Annotated in this window: 19 protein-coding genes; 7 read left to right on the top strand and 12 right to left on the bottom strand. The window is 44.4% G+C overall.

Annotated features, from left to right (window positions below; translation table 11 throughout):
* Nucleotides 1-25 precede the first annotated feature (25 nt).
* The 4 genes from AC1MEO_RS02120 to AC1MEO_RS02105 are packed head-to-tail and all read left to right on the top strand — an operon-like array spanning nt 26 to nt 4,973.
* Entirely contained in the window at nt 26-979 is a 954-nt protein-coding gene (locus tag AC1MEO_RS02120; protein ID WP_480333984.1) for an ABC transporter permease, read from the top strand.
* Entirely contained in the window at nt 979-1,827 is an 849-nt protein-coding gene (locus tag AC1MEO_RS02115; RefSeq protein ID WP_480333983.1) for an ABC transporter permease, read from the top strand. Before AC1MEO_RS02120 ends, AC1MEO_RS02115 begins: the two co-directional genes overlap by 1 nt.
* Entirely contained in the window at nt 1,808-3,406 is a 1,599-nt protein-coding gene (locus tag AC1MEO_RS02110; RefSeq protein WP_480333981.1) for an ATP-binding cassette domain-containing protein, read from the top strand. The genes AC1MEO_RS02115 and AC1MEO_RS02110 overlap by 20 nt, the downstream gene beginning before the upstream one ends.
* A complete protein-coding gene (locus AC1MEO_RS02105) occupies nt 3,399-4,973 on the top strand; it encodes an ABC transporter substrate-binding protein (RefSeq protein ID WP_480333980.1) in 1,575 nt (524 codons plus the stop codon). The genes AC1MEO_RS02110 and AC1MEO_RS02105 overlap by 8 nt, the downstream gene beginning before the upstream one ends.
* A 32-nt stretch (nt 4,974-5,005) precedes the next feature.
* On the opposite strand, the gene AC1MEO_RS02100 is transcribed toward AC1MEO_RS02105, so the two are convergent.
* The 8 genes from AC1MEO_RS02100 to AC1MEO_RS02065 form a co-directional block, all read right to left on the bottom strand.
* Nucleotides 5,006-5,479, bottom strand: a complete 474-nt coding sequence (locus AC1MEO_RS02100; RefSeq protein ID WP_480333979.1) for a hypothetical protein — start codon at nt 5,477-5,479, stop codon at nt 5,006-5,008.
* Nucleotides 5,480-5,627: 148 nt separating this feature from the next.
* Complete coding sequence (locus AC1MEO_RS02095; RefSeq protein ID WP_480333978.1) at nt 5,628-6,452, bottom strand: urease accessory protein UreD; 825 nt, start codon at nt 6,450-6,452, stop codon at nt 5,628-5,630.
* A 1-nt stretch (nt 6,453) separates the two neighbouring features.
* Nucleotides 6,454-7,065: an urease accessory protein UreG gene (gene ureG, locus AC1MEO_RS02090; protein WP_480333977.1), complete on the bottom strand. Its 612-nt coding sequence runs from the start codon at nt 7,063-7,065 to the stop codon at nt 6,454-6,456.
* 34 nt (nt 7,066-7,099) lie between these two features.
* On the bottom strand, nt 7,100-7,786 hold the full coding sequence (locus tag AC1MEO_RS02085; RefSeq protein ID WP_480333976.1) for an urease accessory protein UreF: 687 nt from the start codon (nt 7,784-7,786) through the stop codon (nt 7,100-7,102).
* The gene (ureE, locus tag AC1MEO_RS02080) at nt 7,779-8,234 is read right to left on the bottom strand and encodes an urease accessory protein UreE (protein WP_480333974.1); all 456 of its coding nucleotides are present in this window, start codon (nt 8,232-8,234) and stop codon (nt 7,779-7,781) included. Before ureE ends, AC1MEO_RS02085 begins: the two co-directional genes overlap by 8 nt.
* A gap of 11 nt (nt 8,235-8,245) precedes the next feature.
* A complete protein-coding gene (gene ureC / locus AC1MEO_RS02075) occupies nt 8,246-9,958 on the bottom strand; it encodes an urease subunit alpha (protein WP_480333972.1) in 1,713 nt (570 codons plus the stop codon).
* A complete protein-coding gene (locus AC1MEO_RS02070; RefSeq protein ID WP_480333971.1) occupies nt 9,955-10,278 on the bottom strand; it encodes an urease subunit beta in 324 nt (107 codons plus the stop codon). Before AC1MEO_RS02070 ends, ureC begins: the two co-directional genes overlap by 4 nt.
* 24 nt (nt 10,279-10,302) lie before the next feature.
* The gene (locus AC1MEO_RS02065) at nt 10,303-10,605 is read right to left on the bottom strand and encodes an urease subunit gamma (RefSeq protein ID WP_480333969.1); all 303 of its coding nucleotides are present in this window, start codon (nt 10,603-10,605) and stop codon (nt 10,303-10,305) included.
* A gap of 185 nt (nt 10,606-10,790) precedes the next feature.
* Between AC1MEO_RS02065 and AC1MEO_RS02060 the strand changes: the two genes are divergently transcribed.
* The gene (locus AC1MEO_RS02060) at nt 10,791-11,051 is read left to right on the top strand and encodes a hypothetical protein (RefSeq protein WP_480333967.1); all 261 of its coding nucleotides are present in this window, start codon (nt 10,791-10,793) and stop codon (nt 11,049-11,051) included.
* A gap of 12 nt (nt 11,052-11,063) precedes the next feature.
* On the opposite strand, the gene AC1MEO_RS02055 is transcribed toward AC1MEO_RS02060, so the two are convergent.
* Complete coding sequence (locus AC1MEO_RS02055; RefSeq protein WP_480333965.1) at nt 11,064-11,348, bottom strand: hypothetical protein; 285 nt, start codon at nt 11,346-11,348, stop codon at nt 11,064-11,066.
* Between the two features lie 254 nt (nt 11,349-11,602).
* Entirely contained in the window at nt 11,603-12,874 is a 1,272-nt protein-coding gene (gene sstT, locus AC1MEO_RS02050) for a serine/threonine transporter SstT (protein ID WP_480333963.1), read from the bottom strand.
* Nucleotides 12,875-13,360: 486 nt separating this feature from the next.
* On the opposite strand from sstT, the gene AC1MEO_RS02045 reads away from it, so the two are divergent.
* Nucleotides 13,361-15,343, top strand: a complete 1,983-nt coding sequence (locus AC1MEO_RS02045) for an ABC transporter permease subunit (protein ID WP_480333962.1) — start codon at nt 13,361-13,363, stop codon at nt 15,341-15,343.
* Nucleotides 15,344-15,514: 171 nt separating this feature from the next.
* Complete coding sequence (locus AC1MEO_RS02040; RefSeq protein WP_480333961.1) at nt 15,515-16,084, top strand: biotin transporter BioY; 570 nt, start codon at nt 15,515-15,517, stop codon at nt 16,082-16,084.
* A gap of 179 nt (nt 16,085-16,263) precedes the next feature.
* On the opposite strand, the gene AC1MEO_RS02035 is transcribed toward AC1MEO_RS02040, so the two are convergent.
* Together AC1MEO_RS02035 and sdhB are read right to left on the bottom strand one after the other, a co-directional pair.
* Nucleotides 16,264-16,497 carry a hexameric tyrosine-coordinated heme protein gene (locus tag AC1MEO_RS02035; RefSeq protein ID WP_480333960.1) on the bottom strand — a complete coding sequence of 78 codons (234 nt, stop codon included), beginning with the start codon at nt 16,495-16,497 and terminating at the stop codon, nt 16,264-16,266.
* 69 nt (nt 16,498-16,566) lie between these two features.
* Nucleotides 16,567-17,337 (bottom strand): succinate dehydrogenase iron-sulfur subunit, encoded by a 771-nt coding sequence (gene sdhB / locus AC1MEO_RS02030; protein WP_480333959.1) that lies wholly within the window; start codon nt 17,335-17,337, stop codon nt 16,567-16,569.
* Between the last annotated feature and the right edge of the window lie 22 nt (nt 17,338-17,359).

Raw genomic sequence — 17,359 nt, 5'->3', positions numbered from 1 at the left:
TTTATATATGGAAAGCAGGGAATAAATGATACGTATCTTTTTTCAGCGAATTGTTGAATCACTTTTTGTTTTGAGTATTGGCAGCATGCTTTGTTTTGCATTTATCCGCATCCTTCCGGGTGATCCAGCTGCAGCAATGTACGGAGATCAGTTGCAGAAATTAAATGAAGCGGAACGGCTTCGCATTTCGGAAAATCTGGGACTGAATGAAGCCTTGCCTATTCAATATATCAAATGGATCGGCCAAGTATTCCAGGGGGAATGGGGACATTCCACTGTTTCTGGAATCGATGCTGCAACGGTGGTTGCCCAATCATTGCAGCCGACATTTCTGTTATTGCTTGCTTCTCAGTTCCTTATACTTTTACTGGCTATATTTTTCGGTGTTTCCACTGCTTTAAAACAGGGCTCATTATATGATCATGCAGTGACTGTCATCAGCTTCATCTTCCTGTCCATCCCCCCTTTCTGGTTCGCATTGATGCTCATGATCTTTTTCTCCGTCCATCTCGGCATGTTGCCTACATCCGGAATGGGCGACGGACAACTTCGTTACATTCTGCTCCCTTCGCTCGTCCTCGCTTTATCCCATGCCGGCTATTACATTCGGCTTCTACGCAATCATATGATCATCACACAAGACTCCGGATTCATCTTTGCTTTAAAAGCGCGCGGGTTTTCGGAATGGAAAATAGTCAAAAATCATTTGCTTCCCAACGCTTCCATTCCGTTGCTGTCTTATGCCGGTGTTTCGCTCGCTGTTGCACTGGCCAGTTCAGTTGTGGTGGAAACCATTTTTTCCTGGCCGGGACTTGGCCGGCTTGCACTGAAATCCGCCCTTGCACATGATTACCCCGTCTTGTTGGCCATAATCATGTTAAGTATGGCATTTGTCATCCTTGTTAATTTATTTGTCGACCTTCTATGTGCCTGGATTGATCCACGGCTGCGCAATCAAATGATCAAGGAGGGGGAATAATGGACATAAAAAGAAACCATTTGTTGATTTTCGCCCTCTTTTCATTCGTTTTGTTTATTGCTGCCATTCTCTTCGCTCCTTTTTTGTCAAATCATGACCCTCTTGCCATTCAAATGAACCGTGTACTGCAGCCCCCGAGCTCCTCCCATTGGCTTGGAACGGATGAATTGGGGAGAGATGTATTTTCACGCCTCTTATACGGAGGACGCGTCTCCATGGCTATCGGCGCGGCATCCATGTTCGCTTCCCTTGCAGTGGGGGTATTGTATGGGGCCCTTAGTGGTTTGGCAGGCGGCGGGATTGATCGGCTGATGATGCGCTTTCTGGATGCACTTTTAAGCATCCCTTCCCTGCTATTGATGATTGGGCTGCAACTGGTATTTTCACCAAGTATTCTGACGGTGATTTTGGTTATTGGCATGACCAGTTGGATGCCTGTTGCACGGTTGATTCGTACCGAACTGATGGCCATTAAAAAAGATGTATTTATTCAGGCTTCAGCAGTCGTTGGTGCTTCTACTCTTCAATTGCTGCGCCGGCATATGCTGCCACAGTGTATGCCAACCATCATTGTCCTTGCCATCAGTGGCATCAGCCATGCCATTCTGGCAGAAGCTACACTCAGCTTTTTAGGCATTGGCATCCCTCCTCAACAGCCCTCATGGGGAAATATGCTGATGGGCGCCCAAAGCCATTTGCTTTCAGGAGCCTGGTGGCTGGCCGTATCTCCTGCCTTGTGCATTATGTACACCATTCTGGCCATCAACTTTTTTGGAGAAAAGTTACAGAGCCATCTGGCTGCGCCCCAGTTCAGAAAGGAGAATAAAAATGACTGGATTTCTTCTTGAAGTCGACGATTTGACACTGGTTAAACAGCAACAGCCGATCGTATCCAAGCTCTCGTTTTTTGTTCGAAGAAACACTATCACAGCGATCATCGGGGAAAGCGGATCCGGAAAAAGTTTGACTGTCAGGGCACTCATCAATTTGCTGCCGGATGGAATAGCTGTTTTGTCGGGCTCCGTCGAGTTCTCTGGAAAACCTGTTTTTTCCATGACCAATAAACAGAAAAGGCAGTATCTGGGGAAGCATATCGGCATTGTTTTCCAAGATACCTGGGAGACATTTGACCCCATTCAAACAATTGGCAGCCATTTCCTGGAATTGCTGGCCGCCCATTCTTTCCTTTCCAAGAATGCAGCTAAAGCACACACATTGGATCTTCTTCAGCAAATGAAAATGGACAATGCCGAAGAAGTTTTCCGTGCTTATCCTCATGAGCTTTCAGGCGGTATGAGGCAACGTGTTCAGTTAGCGCTCGCTATAGCATTGAACCCTTCGTTATTGATTGCAGACGAACCGACCACTGCGCTGGATCTGCAGACTCAAGCCGAAATAATTGGGCTGATCCTGTCCTGGAAACAAAAATCGGGAAGTTCCGTTTTATTCATCTCCCACGATCTTGGAGTTGTTTCAGAACTCGCTGATGAAGTGATTGTGATGAGCAACGGAAAAATCGTGGAACATGCTTCGACACAAAAAATTTTAACAGCCCCCCAATCCCCTCAAGCCAGGCAATTGCTGAGCGACTATCACTCGCTTTCCCGTACTGGCATAAAAACAAAACACATTGGTGATAACCTCGTTCTGAAAGTTGAAAATGCATCGAAAAAATATAGAAAGAAAAATTGGTTTAAAGAAGAAATCATACTTGCCGTCGCAGATGTCTCTCTCCATATAAAGCATGGAGAAATTGTAGGACTTATCGGAGAAAGCGGTGGCGGCAAAAGTACTTTATCCCGGCTTATTCTCCAATTGGAAACCTGTACGAGCGGAACTGTCAGCTGGCTTGGGAAACAGAATTTCCGAAGAGGGATTCAATGGGTGCATCAAGATCCTCTTTCCTCCTTTAACCAGCGCTGGACCGTTGAGAAAATCGTCGGAGAAGGACTGGATTACCTGAAAGAAGAAAAACATGGAAAAGAAGAACATGTACAAAACATACTCCAACAAGTCGGCTTGTCTGCTTCAGACGGAAAATTGTACCCCCATCAATTATCCGGCGGCATGAGGCAACGTGCTGCATTGGCACGAGCATTGATCATGCAGCCGGAATTGATCGTGTTGGATGAACCTTTCGCCAACCTGGATATGAGTGCACAAGCAAAACTTATTTCACTGATCCAATCTTTCAATAGAAATGACAAGTTAGCTATTTTATTCATAACTCATGATATCCAAGTAGCCCTTGCCATTTCCCACCGAATTTATGTAATGGAAAAAGGGTCTATTGCAGAGGAAGCAGATGCAAGTGACATCCTGCTGACCACACACCCTTATACGAAAAAGCTTTTATCTTGCATACCAGGATTTGAAGCCCGCAAGAAGATAGAAAACAACTTAGCAAAGGTGGACGTTTATGAATAAAAAAACTTGGAAATATATACTTTTAGCTGGTTTGCTCACACTTTCCGCGTGCAGCCAGGACAACAGTGCTTCATCAGAGTCCATGCAGACCAAACAACTGGTTTATGGCATGTCTTCAGAAATTGAGAAAGTGAATCCTGTACTTGACGGAAGCCAGGAAATTGATTCCCTCCTGTTTCGCGGGTTAACAAAAACCAACGCAGAAAATCAAGCCATTCCTGACTTGGCAGAGAACTGGGAAATTTCAGATGACCAGTTAACTTACATTTTTAAACTTCGGCAAGATGCGACTTGGCAGGATGGAGAACCCGTAACTGCACAAGATGTGAAATTCACATATGACCAAATCAAAAATCCCGAAACAAATACGCCCATTTCCGGTGAGTTCAATGAAATCAAATCAGTGGAAGCATTGGGTGATTATGAAATTAAAATGACTTTATACCGTCCGTTTCCTCCGTTACTGGATAAATTGAAAATCGGCATCATCCCTGAACATTTACTAAATGGAGAAAATCTCAATACAGCGGAATTCAACCAGCATCCCATCGGCAACGGACCTTTTAAACTAAAGAATTGGGATTCCGACCACACCATCACTTTGGAACGGAATGAAACGTATTATGGCCCTACCCCAAAATTGGATGAAGTTGTATTTACAGCTGTCCCTGATGCAAACACACGGGTCCTCCAATTAAAAACGGGGGAAATCGATTTGGCTGCCATCGAGCCTTCCCAACTGAACAGCACGAAGCGAACCGATTCCTATTCGGTACATGAAATCCCGACGGCCGATTATCGTGCCATCCTCTATAATTTTGATATGCCTCTCTTCGAGGATAAACGGGTGCGGCAAGCGATGAGTTATGCGGTAAATCGAGAAGAATTGGTGAAAGGAATTTTGGCGGGGAAAGGCGAAGCCGCCTACGGTCCATTGCAGAAATCATGGGCTGGCACTGCCGATTCCGCGGGTTATGCCTATGATCCCCCAAAAGCCCAGCAGCTTTTGGCAGAAGCCGGATGGGTTAAAGGCAAAGATGGTGTACTTACAAAAGACGGGCTACGGTTTGAATTCGAGCTGGTTGCCCCTATCCAGGACACTGTACGCACATCACTTGCCACTGTTGTCTCTGAACAGCTCAAACCGTTTGGCATAGTTGCCAAACCAAAACCGGTTGATCAGAATGCCATCGATTATGATGCTGAAGAAGCGTTGATCATTGGCTGGGGCAGTGAATTTGATCCCGATGACCATACGTACCGCCTCTTCCACAGCAATGAGATAGGCGACGGACAATACAATTTCGGTTCATACCAGAATGACACGGTCGACGACTTGCTGGAGAAAGCCAGAACAACGGCAAACCAGGATGAAAGAATGGCTCATTACCACCAGTTTCAGAAAGAACTGACAGCTGATCCGCCTTATAATTTCCTTGTTTACCTACAAGCTTTATACGGCGTCAATGACAACGTGTCAGGAATCAGCACACGCACGCTTGGACATCATGGATTCGGTGTTTTGTGGAATATTGAAGAATGGGACAAAAAAATTGAAGATAATTAAAAGAAAGTCCTGCAGTTACGCAGGACTTTCTTTTAATTATCTTCCTCTTTTTGAAAATCCGCTAACTTCTCATGAATTTCCGCTTCGATTGCCTGCACTTGCTCTTCTTCCAATTTTTGTTTTGGCTGTGGATGGAACCATTGAATTTCACTTTCGTGGACAAATCCTTTGTACTGTTCACCTTGTACTTTCAAAGTGAATTGATGGCGTTTATAAGCTTTGTCCTCGAACACCGGCTTTACTTCCAATTCTTTCGAATCGCTTGAAATACCATATTCCACCATCAACTTATGGATAACAGATTCTATCGCATCCACTTTTTCCTCTTCAATCAATTGCTTCGGATGAGGATGAAGCCACTGGATTTGGTTTTCATGAAAATGTCCTTTAAATATATGGTCTTCCACATTAAAAGTAAAAGCATACCTTTCGTAAATCCGGTCTTCGAATACTGGTGTCACTTCAAAGTCTTTCAGAACTGGTTCTTTTTTGTCTTCTTCATACATTTTCCAGACCTCCTTCAGCATTTTCCGTTCCAATGATTTCCCCTCAGTATAAAGTAAGTAACCCACTTTTACGAAAGAATACCATCACTTCCCCCATATCCGATAAAAAATCCATCAGCTTTCTAAACTGATGGATTTTTTCAATGGTTCAATACTTTCTTAATGAGTTAGGGGTTATGCCGAACCACCGTTCGTGTATTAAGCGACGGCATTCAAAAATGATTTTTTCGATCACTTGCGTTGAGTTGGACAGTATTCGAATGCTCAAGCCAGGAATGACCAGTTCCGATAAGCCGAATTTCACATCGGCTCCCTGCGAGATGATTGCTTCATACAGCTCATTGAGCAGGGAGCTATTGGTTTGTTCGCCGACGACGATCATCGACCCGATATGGCTGTAACCTTCCATAAGTCCTAAGCCCGAGATATCCTGTTGCCCCGGGGAAAGTTTGATGTGGTCAAATACAACAAGATCTCCACCAACATAAATTTCATTGATCAATTGAACAGTATGATAAGTGAATTTCTTACCGCTTGGTGACCATCCAGGCGTTAAAATATCGGTGTAAAGAAAAACAGATCCAGGTTCCATTCGGATGGTATTTTTTTGCCGGTAACGTGCATTCTCATATGCAATTAAGGGATCAGGAAGAAATTCCAAATAGCTGCCCTTTTCCAATACGATGTCCGTTTCTTGATAAGCATGCCCTTTCGGCGTCTTGTACACTTTTGTAGCAGATTGGGTAGTCAGCGTTACTTTAGCACCTGCATTGGCTGTCACTTTCATCCGGTAGCGGTCTCCGTCTAAATAACCACCGCCAGGATTCAACAAGTAATAGCAGACTTTTCCTGAATCGTCATGATAGATTGGCCGCATCACTTTGAATGCGCCTTGGAAAAATACATTCTTTGCAACCGTCTTTCCTTTTCTTTCCTCTAAATCCAGCAAGAGTTCGCCTGTCCATTGTGGCATATTATTCCAGCCCTTTTAACAGAACGTGGGTCTTCATCCAATCTATGACTTCATCGAGTCCTTCTTCGGTTTTCAGGTTGGTGAATACGAATGGTTTATCGCCTCGGAATACTTTCGTGTCCGAAGCCATAACATCCAATCGGGCACCTACATAAGGTGCAAGATCAGTTTTATTTATGACGAACAAATCGGATTTGATCATTCCTTGTCCGCCTTTACGTGGTATTTTTTCACCTTGTGCCACGTCAATGATGTATATTGAAAAATCGACGAGTTCAGGACTGAAAGTTGCGGCAAGGTTGTCCCCGCCACTTTCAACAAAAATCAATTCCACTGCCGGATGCCGTTCCACTAATTCGTCGATTGCTGCAAAGTTCATAGACGCGTCTTCACGAATTGCCGTATGCGGGCATCCTCCCGTTTCGACTCCAATGATGCGGTCTTCGGCAAGTACGCCATTTTCCATCAGGAACTTAGCATCTTCTTTTGTGTATATGTCATTGGTGATGACGGCCATATCAATTTCATGTTCCAATGTGCGGGTTATTTTCTCGACGAGCATTGTTTTTCCTGCTCCTACCGGCCCGCCGACACCAATTTTTATCGGTCCCATTCAAAACACTTCCTTTTCCTTATAAAATTCATTGTTATGACATGAAAATACGGATATGGACACGTTCATGCTGCATTTGGGAAAGTTCCAGCCCAGGTGAAGCAATTCCAAAATCCGTTTCTTGCAACTGCATGATTTTCTCCATTGCCGATTGTAGTTCTGGATGAAATTCATGCGTAATCATTACTCCAGCCGTCTGGCCTAAGGGGATTGCCCTGACCGCGTTTTGAACAAGGCTGGACGAAGCGGAATACAGATAATACAGAACTGTATCTTCTTTTGAGACCCCAAGCCCATGTGCAATCATGGTAAAAACGATCGAAGGATGGGCAAATGCCTGTTTATTTTTGATACGTTCCCGATAGAGCGCAAGAACTGGGAAATCATATAGAGATTGCGCGATTTTCAGCAAACGGTCACCGATCATTTGCGTACCTTCCCGAGTTTCCCTTGGTAAGTTCTGGACCATCAACATTCGGTCCCATTTCCATATTTGCTGAATATCTTGCTGTTCAAGGGCATCGTATACCATACGGCAAACCAAACCGTCTGTGTAGATCAATTGATTGTGCACATAGACTTTCAGCCAGTCAAAGAACGTACTTTGGTTTTTAACCGTATCCGCTTGTATATAGCTTTCCAAACCGAATGAATGACTGAATGCTCCCGTCGGCAAGCCGGAGTCGCATAGTTGAAACAGGGACAGCAGATTCCTATTCATGGCTATGGCCGATATGGCGAAATGCTCTTTTCACTTTACGGTCTTCCCTTCTAAATGGGATGCCCATTCCCTGCAGCAGCTCCACCACCAGATAATCGTACTGTACGAGCATGTCATCGCCTTCAAACTGAGCGGGCAGGTGGCGGTTTCCAAGCTGATGGGCAATGGTGCCCATTTCTTCTATGGTACGCGGACTGATGACGATCAAATCATCAGACAGGACATCTACCACAATCATATTTTTGTCGTCCATAAACAGCACATCGCCCGCAACCAGATCGCGCGCTTCTTTTAAGCGGATTCCGAGTTCGTTACCATGATCGGTCTTGACACGCTGAATCCGTTTGACCAAATACGCGCTCTCCAAATAGACTTTTTCAATGTGGCGTTTATCGATCTCGTCTTTATCCATGTCTTCTACATTCACTACTACTTTTTCAATGATCAATTCAGTTCACCTCAGAATAGGAAATATCGCTGTCCCATCGGCACCTTATCTACAGGGTCGCAGGTCAGCAGCTCTCCGTTTATTTTTACTTCGTATGTTTGTGGATCCACAGTGATATCAGGTGTTTCCGAATTCAGTTTCATGTCTTTTTTGGACAGCGTACGGATTCCTCCGACGGGCAGGATGATTTTTTGAAGTCCCAGCTTCTCATGGACCCCCTCATCAAACGCTGCTTGGGAAATAAACGTAGCCGAACTTCTTGATAGCGCTTTGCCGTACTGGGCATACATCGGACGTGAAATATAAGGCTGCGGAGTAGGGATGGACGCATTGGCATCTCCCATCAAACCGACGACCGCCAATCCGTTTTTTAGAACCATTTCCGGTTTCACTCCAAAGAACGCCGGATTCCATAAAACCAGGTCCGCCATTTTGCCCACTTCTATCGAGCCTACATGGTTTGATATGCCATGGGTAATGGCCGGATTTATCGTGTATTTTGCAATATAGCGCTTTGCCCGGTTATTGTCTGCATTTTCGCTGTCGCCTTCCATGATGCCGCGCTGCATTTTCATTTTATCGGCTACTTGCCATGTCCGGATGACAACTTCTCCGACGCGCCCCATTGCTTGGGCATCGGAGCTGACCATGCTGAATACACCCATATCATGCAGGATATCTTCCGCAGCAATCGTTTCACGGCGTATTCGTGAATCGGCAAAAGCGATATCTTCCGGTACTGAAGGGTTCAAGTGATGGCAGACCATCACCATATCCAGATGCTCATCAACTGTATTGACAGTGTAGGGGAGGGTGGGGTTGGTTGAAGACGGCAATATATTGTGATAGCCTGCTGATTTGATCAAATCGGGTGCGTGTCCACCGCCTGCTCCTTCTGTGTGGTACATATGGAGAACGCGATCTTTTACCGCAGCCATGGTCTGTTCCATAAATCCGCTCTCATTCAAGGTGTCGGCATGGAGGGCCACCTGGACATCGTATTCATCAGCTACACTCAGTGCATGGTCCAGAGAAGAGCCAGTTGCGCCCCAATCCTCATGGACTTTCAAGCCGATGACTCCAGCTTTTACTTGCTCCACTAAAGGTGCAGTAGTTGCGGCATGCCCTTTGCCTGTGAATCCGATATTGATCGGCAAGCCTTCAGCTGCTTCGAGCATGCGATGGATATTCCATTCGCCGGGAGTTACGGTTGTGGCTTTCGATCCTGCTCCAGGACCGGTTCCGCCACCGATCAGTGTGGTCGTACCTGCTGAAAGAGCGACTTGAACCTGTTCCGGATTGACAAAATGGACATGTGTATCAATGGCTCCTGCTGTTACGATCAGCCCTTCACCTGCGATTACTTCTGTCGCTGTCCCAACTATAATATCAACATTATCCATAATGAGCGGATTGCCGCTTTTGCCGATTCCAAATATCTTTCCGTCCCTTATGGCAAGATCCGCTTTTACGATTCCGGTATAGTCGAAAATGATGACGTTCGTGATGACCAGGTCAGCCACTCCATCTTCTCGCGAGGCAAGGGGGTGCTGTCCCATTCCGTCGCGGATGACTTTTCCTCCACCAAACACCATTTCTTCTCCATAAGTCGTAAAGTCTTTCTCCACTTGAATGAATAGGTTGGTATCTGCAAGCCGAACCGCATCGCCTGTTGTAGGGCCGAACATTTCTGCATATTGCTTTCTGGACATTCTAAAACTCATGATCCATCCCTGCTTTCCAGTGGTCCATCGACCTTGTTATTGAAACCATATACTCGGCGTTCTCCAACAAACTGAATGAGTTGTACTTCTTTTTCATCTCCAGGTTCGAATCGGACTGCCGCTCCCGCAGGAATATTCAAACGTTTTCCATAAGCTTCTTCCCTATTGAATTGAAGCGCAATATTCACTTCGTAAAAATGAAAATGCGACCCAATCTGAACGGGCCGGTCACCTGTATTGATGACGGAAACCGTAGATACTTCCCTGCCTTCGTTGCAGATGATATCTTCATCCTTTAATACATATTGTCCTGGCTCCATTAGTAGATGCCTCCTTTGATCAATTTAACGGATCGGGCTGTGGACGGTCACGAGTTTTGTGCCATCAGGAAATGTGGCCTCAACTTGAATGTCTTTAATCATTGCAGGAATCCCCTCCATGACGTCTTCTGCCGTTAAAATCGTCGCGCCATATTCCATCAGTTCTGCGACCGTCTTTCCATCCCGTGCTCCTTCCACTATTTCGTAAGTGATGATGGCAACTGCTTCTGGATGATTGAGTTTCAACCCTCTCTCTCTTCTCCTCTTCGCCAAATCTGCTGCTACTACGATCATCAGTTTGTCAATTTCACGGGGCAACAAATGCATAAGCTATGCCTCCTTTCTTTTTTAATCGCAAGTAAAAATAGCCTTCCTAGAAAATTTTTATTTTTATCCCAAAAATCCGAATTTTCGGAATAAATAACACCTCTTCAATTTTCCCTTTGTTACCGGCTTTTAAACTCCCTCTACAGCAACTTAGCATAGGGGTATTTGAACGTAAAGAGCAGGTAGTGAATGCAGTTATTTATAACCATGAAAAGTTGGTAAAAAGACCTATAACAAAATGGAAGACATCGGCTTTTCCATTTGAAAAACTGCGTCGTGGAGCTGGCGCATATCCTAAACATAGACGTGATAAACGAACCATTGCGACAGCCAAACCTATTTTCGGAGATACTTTTTATAACTATCATCACTTAGAGAAAGAGTCTCCCTCTTTCTTTTTTCTTTTCAGTTGTCAAAAAGGCAGGCATCCTTATCTTGAAAAATAACTTATGGTTTACTTATGCAATACTTTTTTGTGTCCTTGCCTGGGGCAGCAATTTTGGTTTCGGAGCTGTTTTGGTTTCGGAGCTGTTTTGGTCGGTGTTTTCGATTCCGGCATCATCGCCTTTTTGCGTTTGATTTTTATTTTGGTTTTTCTCTTCTTCGTGACCTTCAGAGCGGTGAGAATTCAGAAATTGACCTTTCATAACTACATTTTTCAGGCACTTGCCGGATTTATCGGAGTCACTTTTAATCAATAGAGCTTCTATGGAATACTTCCATCCAGAAGGTAGGTGCTTCAAAAGCCTCCCTCAACTGCTTCACTTAGTCAGAGCAAGCGTTATTCTGGTAGGCGTCGCGGTATCTCTTCGTGTAACTTTTTCCAACTAGAATCATCACTGCCCCCTTAAAAGAACGCAAAAAAATAGGCTGCTTTCATTCCGAAAAAATCCGGAAATCAAGCCGCCCAAAATGATGCTTTATACCTATCTATGTTTACTGGTTCACTTTAAGATTTAGGCTGACATTGAGTGATTCATTGCGATGATTCAACAATTCAACTCTTCACTAAATCTTCGGAAGGTTTGCTGATGGCAAATATTTCTTTGAAATTCACTTTTTCGCCTTCCTTCAAGCGCTTCTTGTATTCAGCTGTCGCTGTGAAAAGGACGTCTGTTGAAGAGTTGAGCGATGTTTCAAAAGAATCCTGCAGCACGCCTATAACGAAACCAACACCCACTACTTGCATAGCCACATCAGCAGGAATGCCGAATAGACTGCAGGCTAAAGGAATCAGCAAAAGCGAACCGCCAGCAACACCGGAAGCGCCGCATGCACAAACTGCTGCCAAAACGCTCAGGATAATGGCTGTAGGGATGTCCACTTGGATGCCAAGCGTGTGCACAGCAGCGAGCGTCAAAACAGTGATCGTAACTGCGGCCCCTGCCATATTGATGGTGGCTCCCAGTGGAATTGATACAGAATAAGTGTCTTTGTCCAATCCCAGCTTTTCACATAAAGTCATGTTTACAGGAATATTGGCTGCAGAACTGCGCGTGAAGAAAGCCGTAATGCCGCTTTCTCTTAAGCACTTAAAGACAAGTGGATACGGGTTCTGGCGGATATTTATAAATACGATAAGCGGATTGACCACAAGAGCCACAAAAAGCATACAGCCGATTAGAAGGACAAGCAATTTGCCGTAGCTCAGCAATGATCCAAGCCCGTTCGTCGTAATGGACTCGATGACTAGGCCCATGATGCCAAGTGGTGCAAACTTGATGATCCACCCAACCATTTTGGCTATTGCATCCGAGAAATTCGTGATTACTAATTTTGTGTTATCAGAGGCCGTTCTCAATGCTAGGCCAAGGACAATCGCCCAAGCTAAAATGCCGATATAGTTTGCGTTGTAAAGCGCACTGACTGGATTATCGACAATATTCAATACTAAAGCTTTAATCACTTCAATTGCATTGCCAGGAGCCGACAAATCCTCAGCACCCTGAGTAAGGGCTATGCTCACCGGGAAGATGAAACTGGCGATGACAGCTATCAATCCGGCTAAAAATGTTCCTAATAGGTAGAGGAAAACAACTGTTTTCATATTTGTCGGCTGGCCGCTTCTGTGCTGCGCGACCGATGCCATTACTAGAAACAGCACCAATACAGGCGCAATTGCCTTTAGTGCACCTACAAATAAAGTACCAAAGATGGTCAATGATTTTGCTGCTTCTGGAATCAAAACAGCCAGTGCAACCCCTAAAGCCAGGCCTATCAATATCTGTTTTACAAGACCAATCTGATTCCATGCTTTCAATACTTTCATACGTTCCTTATTCCCCCTGTTGATTTCTAAGTAGCTTAAACACAGCCCATCTCCTGCTGAACGTCTCTAGTTGCCTTTCCCCCTTATAATAACGCTTTCAATCTAATCCTATTCTATACAAACTGAGGGGTGAATAAAACAAATTTTTTAAAAAAATCAATGATTTGTCCATAAATACTTCTATGTATATACGAACCCTCATATCTTTCACATCCAAAGTTTCACAAGCAGCAATTAAAGCATTTCCATAAAGGGAGATAAATCGGCTAGTTGAAAAAGCACCAAATATTCATAAATAACCTTTTCATCAATATTGACGGTCTCACAAATCACTTTAATATTACTTTTTAGCTGTTCCTAAAAGCACTTTAAATACACTCTAATATTTATGGAGAATATATATTCTGAAACCAATCCCATATGTTAACGTATAGAAGACAAAGGCGAATTAACATTTATTTCAAAAAATTCAAACAGGAGCTATCTATGAGACCCTTAACCAAAATTTCCCTGAAATTTCTACTCGGTGTTATTGGAATCGTCCTGATCAGTGCGGCGCCTGCTTTATTCAATGGTGTTGGCTGGCTGGATTTCAAGTCCTATATCATTGCGTTGCAGAAGCTGCTGATTTCACTGGTTACTCCCGACGACTGGACGTTGACCTATTTAAATCCTGCAACATTCGAACCCGCACTCTTTTCATTTTCAGCATTCCTAAGCGGCCCTTATTTGTATACGATGCCGATTTTACTGCTGGCATTAGGTTTGGCAGCCGTCCTGGCTTTTCTCCTGGCTTTATTAACTCTGCTCGCTAAGGGCAGGATTAAAAGGCGTTTGCTTGATCTGGCAAAAATCCTTCAATCGTTCCCGGATTTCGCCTATGTCTTCATCATCCAAATCGTGGTGTTGACTATCTATGAAAAGACAAGCACTTTGATTTTCAGCTTTTACAATCTCGGAGATGAACGGATCTATCTTGCCCCGGTCTTGTGCTTGTCGGTCTTGCCGGCCCTGCTGTTCTTCAAGCTTTTTCTCTTATTGTACGATGAAGAATTGGAGCGCCCTTACGTGGAATTAGCCAGATCCAAAGGATTAAGCCGATTTGAAGTTTTGTGGAAACATTGTACCTCCAATGTCTTAAGGAGCGCGTTTTATCAATCCAAATCCATCGTCTGGCTGACGCTTTCTTCTTTGCTGATCATCGAATACCTGTTTGGAATTGATGGAATCCTCTATTACCTGCGATCGGATTTCAGTCCGAAAGGCATCACTTTCATCCTGCTGACGATGTTCATCCCTTTTTTCTTTTTCTATACAGCCGTCGAACTGTTTCTGGAACGGAATGAAATCGAACGGAATGCAGTGTTTGAGAAGTTCAATTTGCGTTTGTTTGATGCACAGGAACTCCGTACAGCAAGGAGACAGCTCTTTTCAAGAGGGCCAAAAGAAAAAACTACTCCTTTCTTCCGACTGAACAGACGGCCGGCTGTATTGATCTCTTCGCTGATTGTAGCGGGGCTTTTGATGGCCAGTTTGTTGTATGCTGGAATCACCGGGGATCAGGTGGAACAAGTCACGTATGTCTATGATGATGCAGGCGGCATTGAAAGCAGTGCGCCGCATCCGCCTTCCTCCGCTGTTCTTTTCGGGACGGATCCATTCGGCTACTCCATAGCGCAGCAATTGCTGGTGGGCATCAAATACACCATTATCCTGTGCCTGTCCATCGCCACGTTGCGGGTTGCAGCCGGTTGCCTGCTCGGGATTGTTTATACGTTCTTTCTTCCCGCCAAAGCACGCAACTTCGTCAATTCCATCGCGGACGGCATGCATTTCCTGCCATTGACTTTATTGGTTTTCATCTTGCTGATACCGGTCCTTATCACGTCCGGCGAATGGGACAGTACTTTGACCGAGCGTTTGGTTTACCAGGCCGCCATCATGACGGCAATTGTGTTGCCTGTAACGGCCAGCGCAATCGGAAACGAGATAAATGAGTCGATGAAAAAAGAATATGTCTTGAGTTCGGTGTTAATGGGAGGTTCACTGAGTTGGATCCTTGCCAAACACATCCAGCCACAGATTTGGCCGAAGTTGCTGTTGATGTGGGTGCAGCATATTATCCAGGTCCTTCAACTGTTCGTCCACTTGGGGATTTTGTCTATTTTTGTCGGCGGAGCGCTCTATCAATCTGATTCTCCCCGCCTGGTGCCGGAAATTTATGAGCTGTCCGGCATGATTGCGATTTCCAGGGAAGTTTTTGTAACAAACCAGTACTGGATGATCCTTCCGCCCTTGGCGATTTTCATGGTGTTGATTTATTGTTTTTCTACGATTGCAGATCGCCTCATGGACAAGCAACTTGCATCAAGATCGGCAAGAGCAGAGAAGGAAATCCAGAACAACCATAGTACACTGGCTCTGTTTACAAGAATAAAAAACAATAGGGCCAATGATGAAGTAAACTAATAATGCACGGAATGTTTAATGATATTCCCCAAAACTTCTTAAAGGGATGGCAGCCCTTTAAAAAGTTTTTATGCCTTAAAAAAAGTTTATTGACAGGCTTTACTCCTATACGCTAACATATGTGTTAACCATTTTATATAATTTGTTAACACAAAAGGAGGCGTATATTACGTGACAGAGTCAAATTTGAAATTGAGAATGATGATTGTTACAGCATTATTTGCAGCCATTATCGGAGTTTTGGCACAGGTGACAATTCCGTTGCCATTAGTGCCTATTACAGGACAGACATTAGCAATTGGGCTTGCTGCAACAATTTTAGGGGCTAAATACGGAACACTTTCTGTATTGGTTTATTTGGGGCTTGGTGCAGTCGGCATTCCCGTTTTCGCACAAATGTCCGGTGGGCTCGGCAGCTTATTTGGACCGACCGGTGGATACTTAATTGGATTTATCCCCACCGCCTTTATTATCGGGTATTATCTTGAAAAGACCCGCTTTACAATTGTCAACGCTATTATCGCAAATATTGCCGGTATGTTTGTTGCATTGACTTTTGGAACCGTTTGGTTGAAGATATTCGCAGAACTTTCATGGACCGGGGCGTTTATGGGCGGGTTTTTCCCATTCCTTTTAGTCGGTGTCATTAAAGCTGCGCTTGCTGCATGGATTGGAATATCAGTCAGAAAGCGGTTAAAGTCAGCAAATCTTTTGTATAATATAAATCACTCTACTTCATGACTAGTATATAAGTCGAACTGAAGAAACTCACTTTTACTCAACGTATCAGCTGATATATTTTCAGCTATGATGACAGAAATAGAACCCCGAAGTTCTTAGATTTTAGTCTAAGAGCTTCGGGGTTCTATTATTTCACATTTACTTTCAGCTGTATTATTTATTAAGATGCTGAATTGCCATTAACTATTCCAATAATTGTTGGCTGCAGCTACAGTTTGAAAATTAATGGCAACCACTTGCGAAGTTGAAATTAAACTATCTGCGTCATTTGCATAGACCGGACGTAATTTTTTCCGTACCTCTTCATCGGGTTGCGTCATCCCCACCGCTTTACGTGCTAACTTAACGGCCAATTCATATCCTTCTTCAGGGGTATTGGTCTTTAAAGTCGGCAACCAGGATTCTTGGGTCATCTGAACTCCTCCTATGATCAATATGCGCTCTACTGCAGAACTTCTGTCCAGCTTCCTTTAGTTCTAGAGCTAATCCACCATGTAGTCGCTTCCAAAGAAGTTGCGGAACATCTGGACTGTGGTGTCCCGGTTCATAGCGGAAATGGAAGTCGTCAAAGGGATGCCTTTCGGACAGGACTCCACACAGTTTTGGGCCATTCCGCAGTTTTGGATGCCCCCAGGTCCCATCAGTAAATTCAATCGGACGTCTTTATTCATAGCCCCCGTAGGATGCGCATTCATCAACCGCACCTGAGAAATAGGCGCGGCACCGATGAAATTGGTCTTGTCATTGACATTTGGACATACTTCCAAGCAAACGCCGCAGGTCATGCACTTAGACAACTCATATGCCCATTGGCGTTTGCGTTCCGGCATACGCGGACCTTCACCAAGATCGTGCGTTCCATCAATCGGAATCCATGCCTTGAGCTTTTTCAATGTATCGAACATAGAACTGCGGTCAACAATTAAATCTCTGACAACCGGAAATGTTTTCATCGGCTGCAGCCGAATCGGTTGTTCCAGCTGATCGACCAAAGCGGTACAGGATTGGCGGGCCTTGCCATTTATGACCATCGAACAGGCTCCACACACTTCCTCCAGGCAATTCATATCCCATGTCACTGGCGTGGTTTTTTGGCCTTCCATATTGACCGGATTCCGGCGAATTTCCATTAAAGCGGAAATGACATTCATGTTCATCACATAGGGCAATTCGAACTTTTCCCAATATGAATCTTCATCCATGGAATTTCTGCGTTCAATTTCAAATAGGACTGTTTTTGCTGCTTCACCCATGATGGACCAACTCCTTCTTTTT

Source organism: Planococcus sp. BI3 (assembly GCF_056680115.1).
The sequence above is the reverse complement of the archived record's forward strand: the minus strand, read 5'-3'. Positions and strand labels throughout refer to the sequence as shown.

Coding starts and splice junctions, on each gene's coding strand:
- AC1MEO_RS02120 (WP_480333984.1), top strand. CDS start 26: ATGATACGTATCTTTTTTCAGCGAATTGTTGAATCACTTTTTGTTTTG.
- AC1MEO_RS02115 (WP_480333983.1), top strand. CDS start 979: ATGGACATAAAAAGAAACCATTTGTTGATTTTCGCCCTCTTTTCATTC.
- AC1MEO_RS02110 (WP_480333981.1), top strand. CDS start 1,808: ATGACTGGATTTCTTCTTGAAGTCGACGATTTGACACTGGTTAAACAG.
- AC1MEO_RS02105 (WP_480333980.1), top strand. CDS start 3,399: ATGAATAAAAAAACTTGGAAATATATACTTTTAGCTGGTTTGCTCACA.
- AC1MEO_RS02100 (WP_480333979.1), bottom strand. CDS start 5,479: ATGTATGAAGAAGACAAAAAAGAACCAGTTCTGAAAGACTTTGAAGTG.
- AC1MEO_RS02095 (WP_480333978.1), bottom strand. CDS start 6,452: ATGCCACAATGGACAGGCGAACTCTTGCTGGATTTAGAGGAAAGAAAA.
- ureG (WP_480333977.1), bottom strand. CDS start 7,065: ATGGGACCGATAAAAATTGGTGTCGGCGGGCCGGTAGGAGCAGGAAAA.
- AC1MEO_RS02085 (WP_480333976.1), bottom strand. CDS start 7,786: ATGAATAGGAATCTGCTGTCCCTGTTTCAACTATGCGACTCCGGCTTG.
- ureC (WP_480333972.1), bottom strand. CDS start 9,958: ATGAGTTTTAGAATGTCCAGAAAGCAATATGCAGAAATGTTCGGCCCT.
- AC1MEO_RS02070 (WP_480333971.1), bottom strand. CDS start 10,278: ATGGAGCCAGGACAATATGTATTAAAGGATGAAGATATCATCTGCAAC.
- AC1MEO_RS02065 (WP_480333969.1), bottom strand. CDS start 10,605: ATGCATTTGTTGCCCCGTGAAATTGACAAACTGATGATCGTAGTAGCA.
- sstT (WP_480333963.1), bottom strand. CDS start 12,874: ATGAAAGTATTGAAAGCATGGAATCAGATTGGTCTTGTAAAACAGATA.
- AC1MEO_RS02045 (WP_480333962.1), top strand. CDS start 13,361: ATGAGACCCTTAACCAAAATTTCCCTGAAATTTCTACTCGGTGTTATT.
- AC1MEO_RS02035 (WP_480333960.1), bottom strand. CDS start 16,497: ATGACCCAAGAATCCTGGTTGCCGACTTTAAAGACCAATACCCCTGAA.
- sdhB (WP_480333959.1), bottom strand. CDS start 17,337: ATGGGTGAAGCAGCAAAAACAGTCCTATTTGAAATTGAACGCAGAAAT.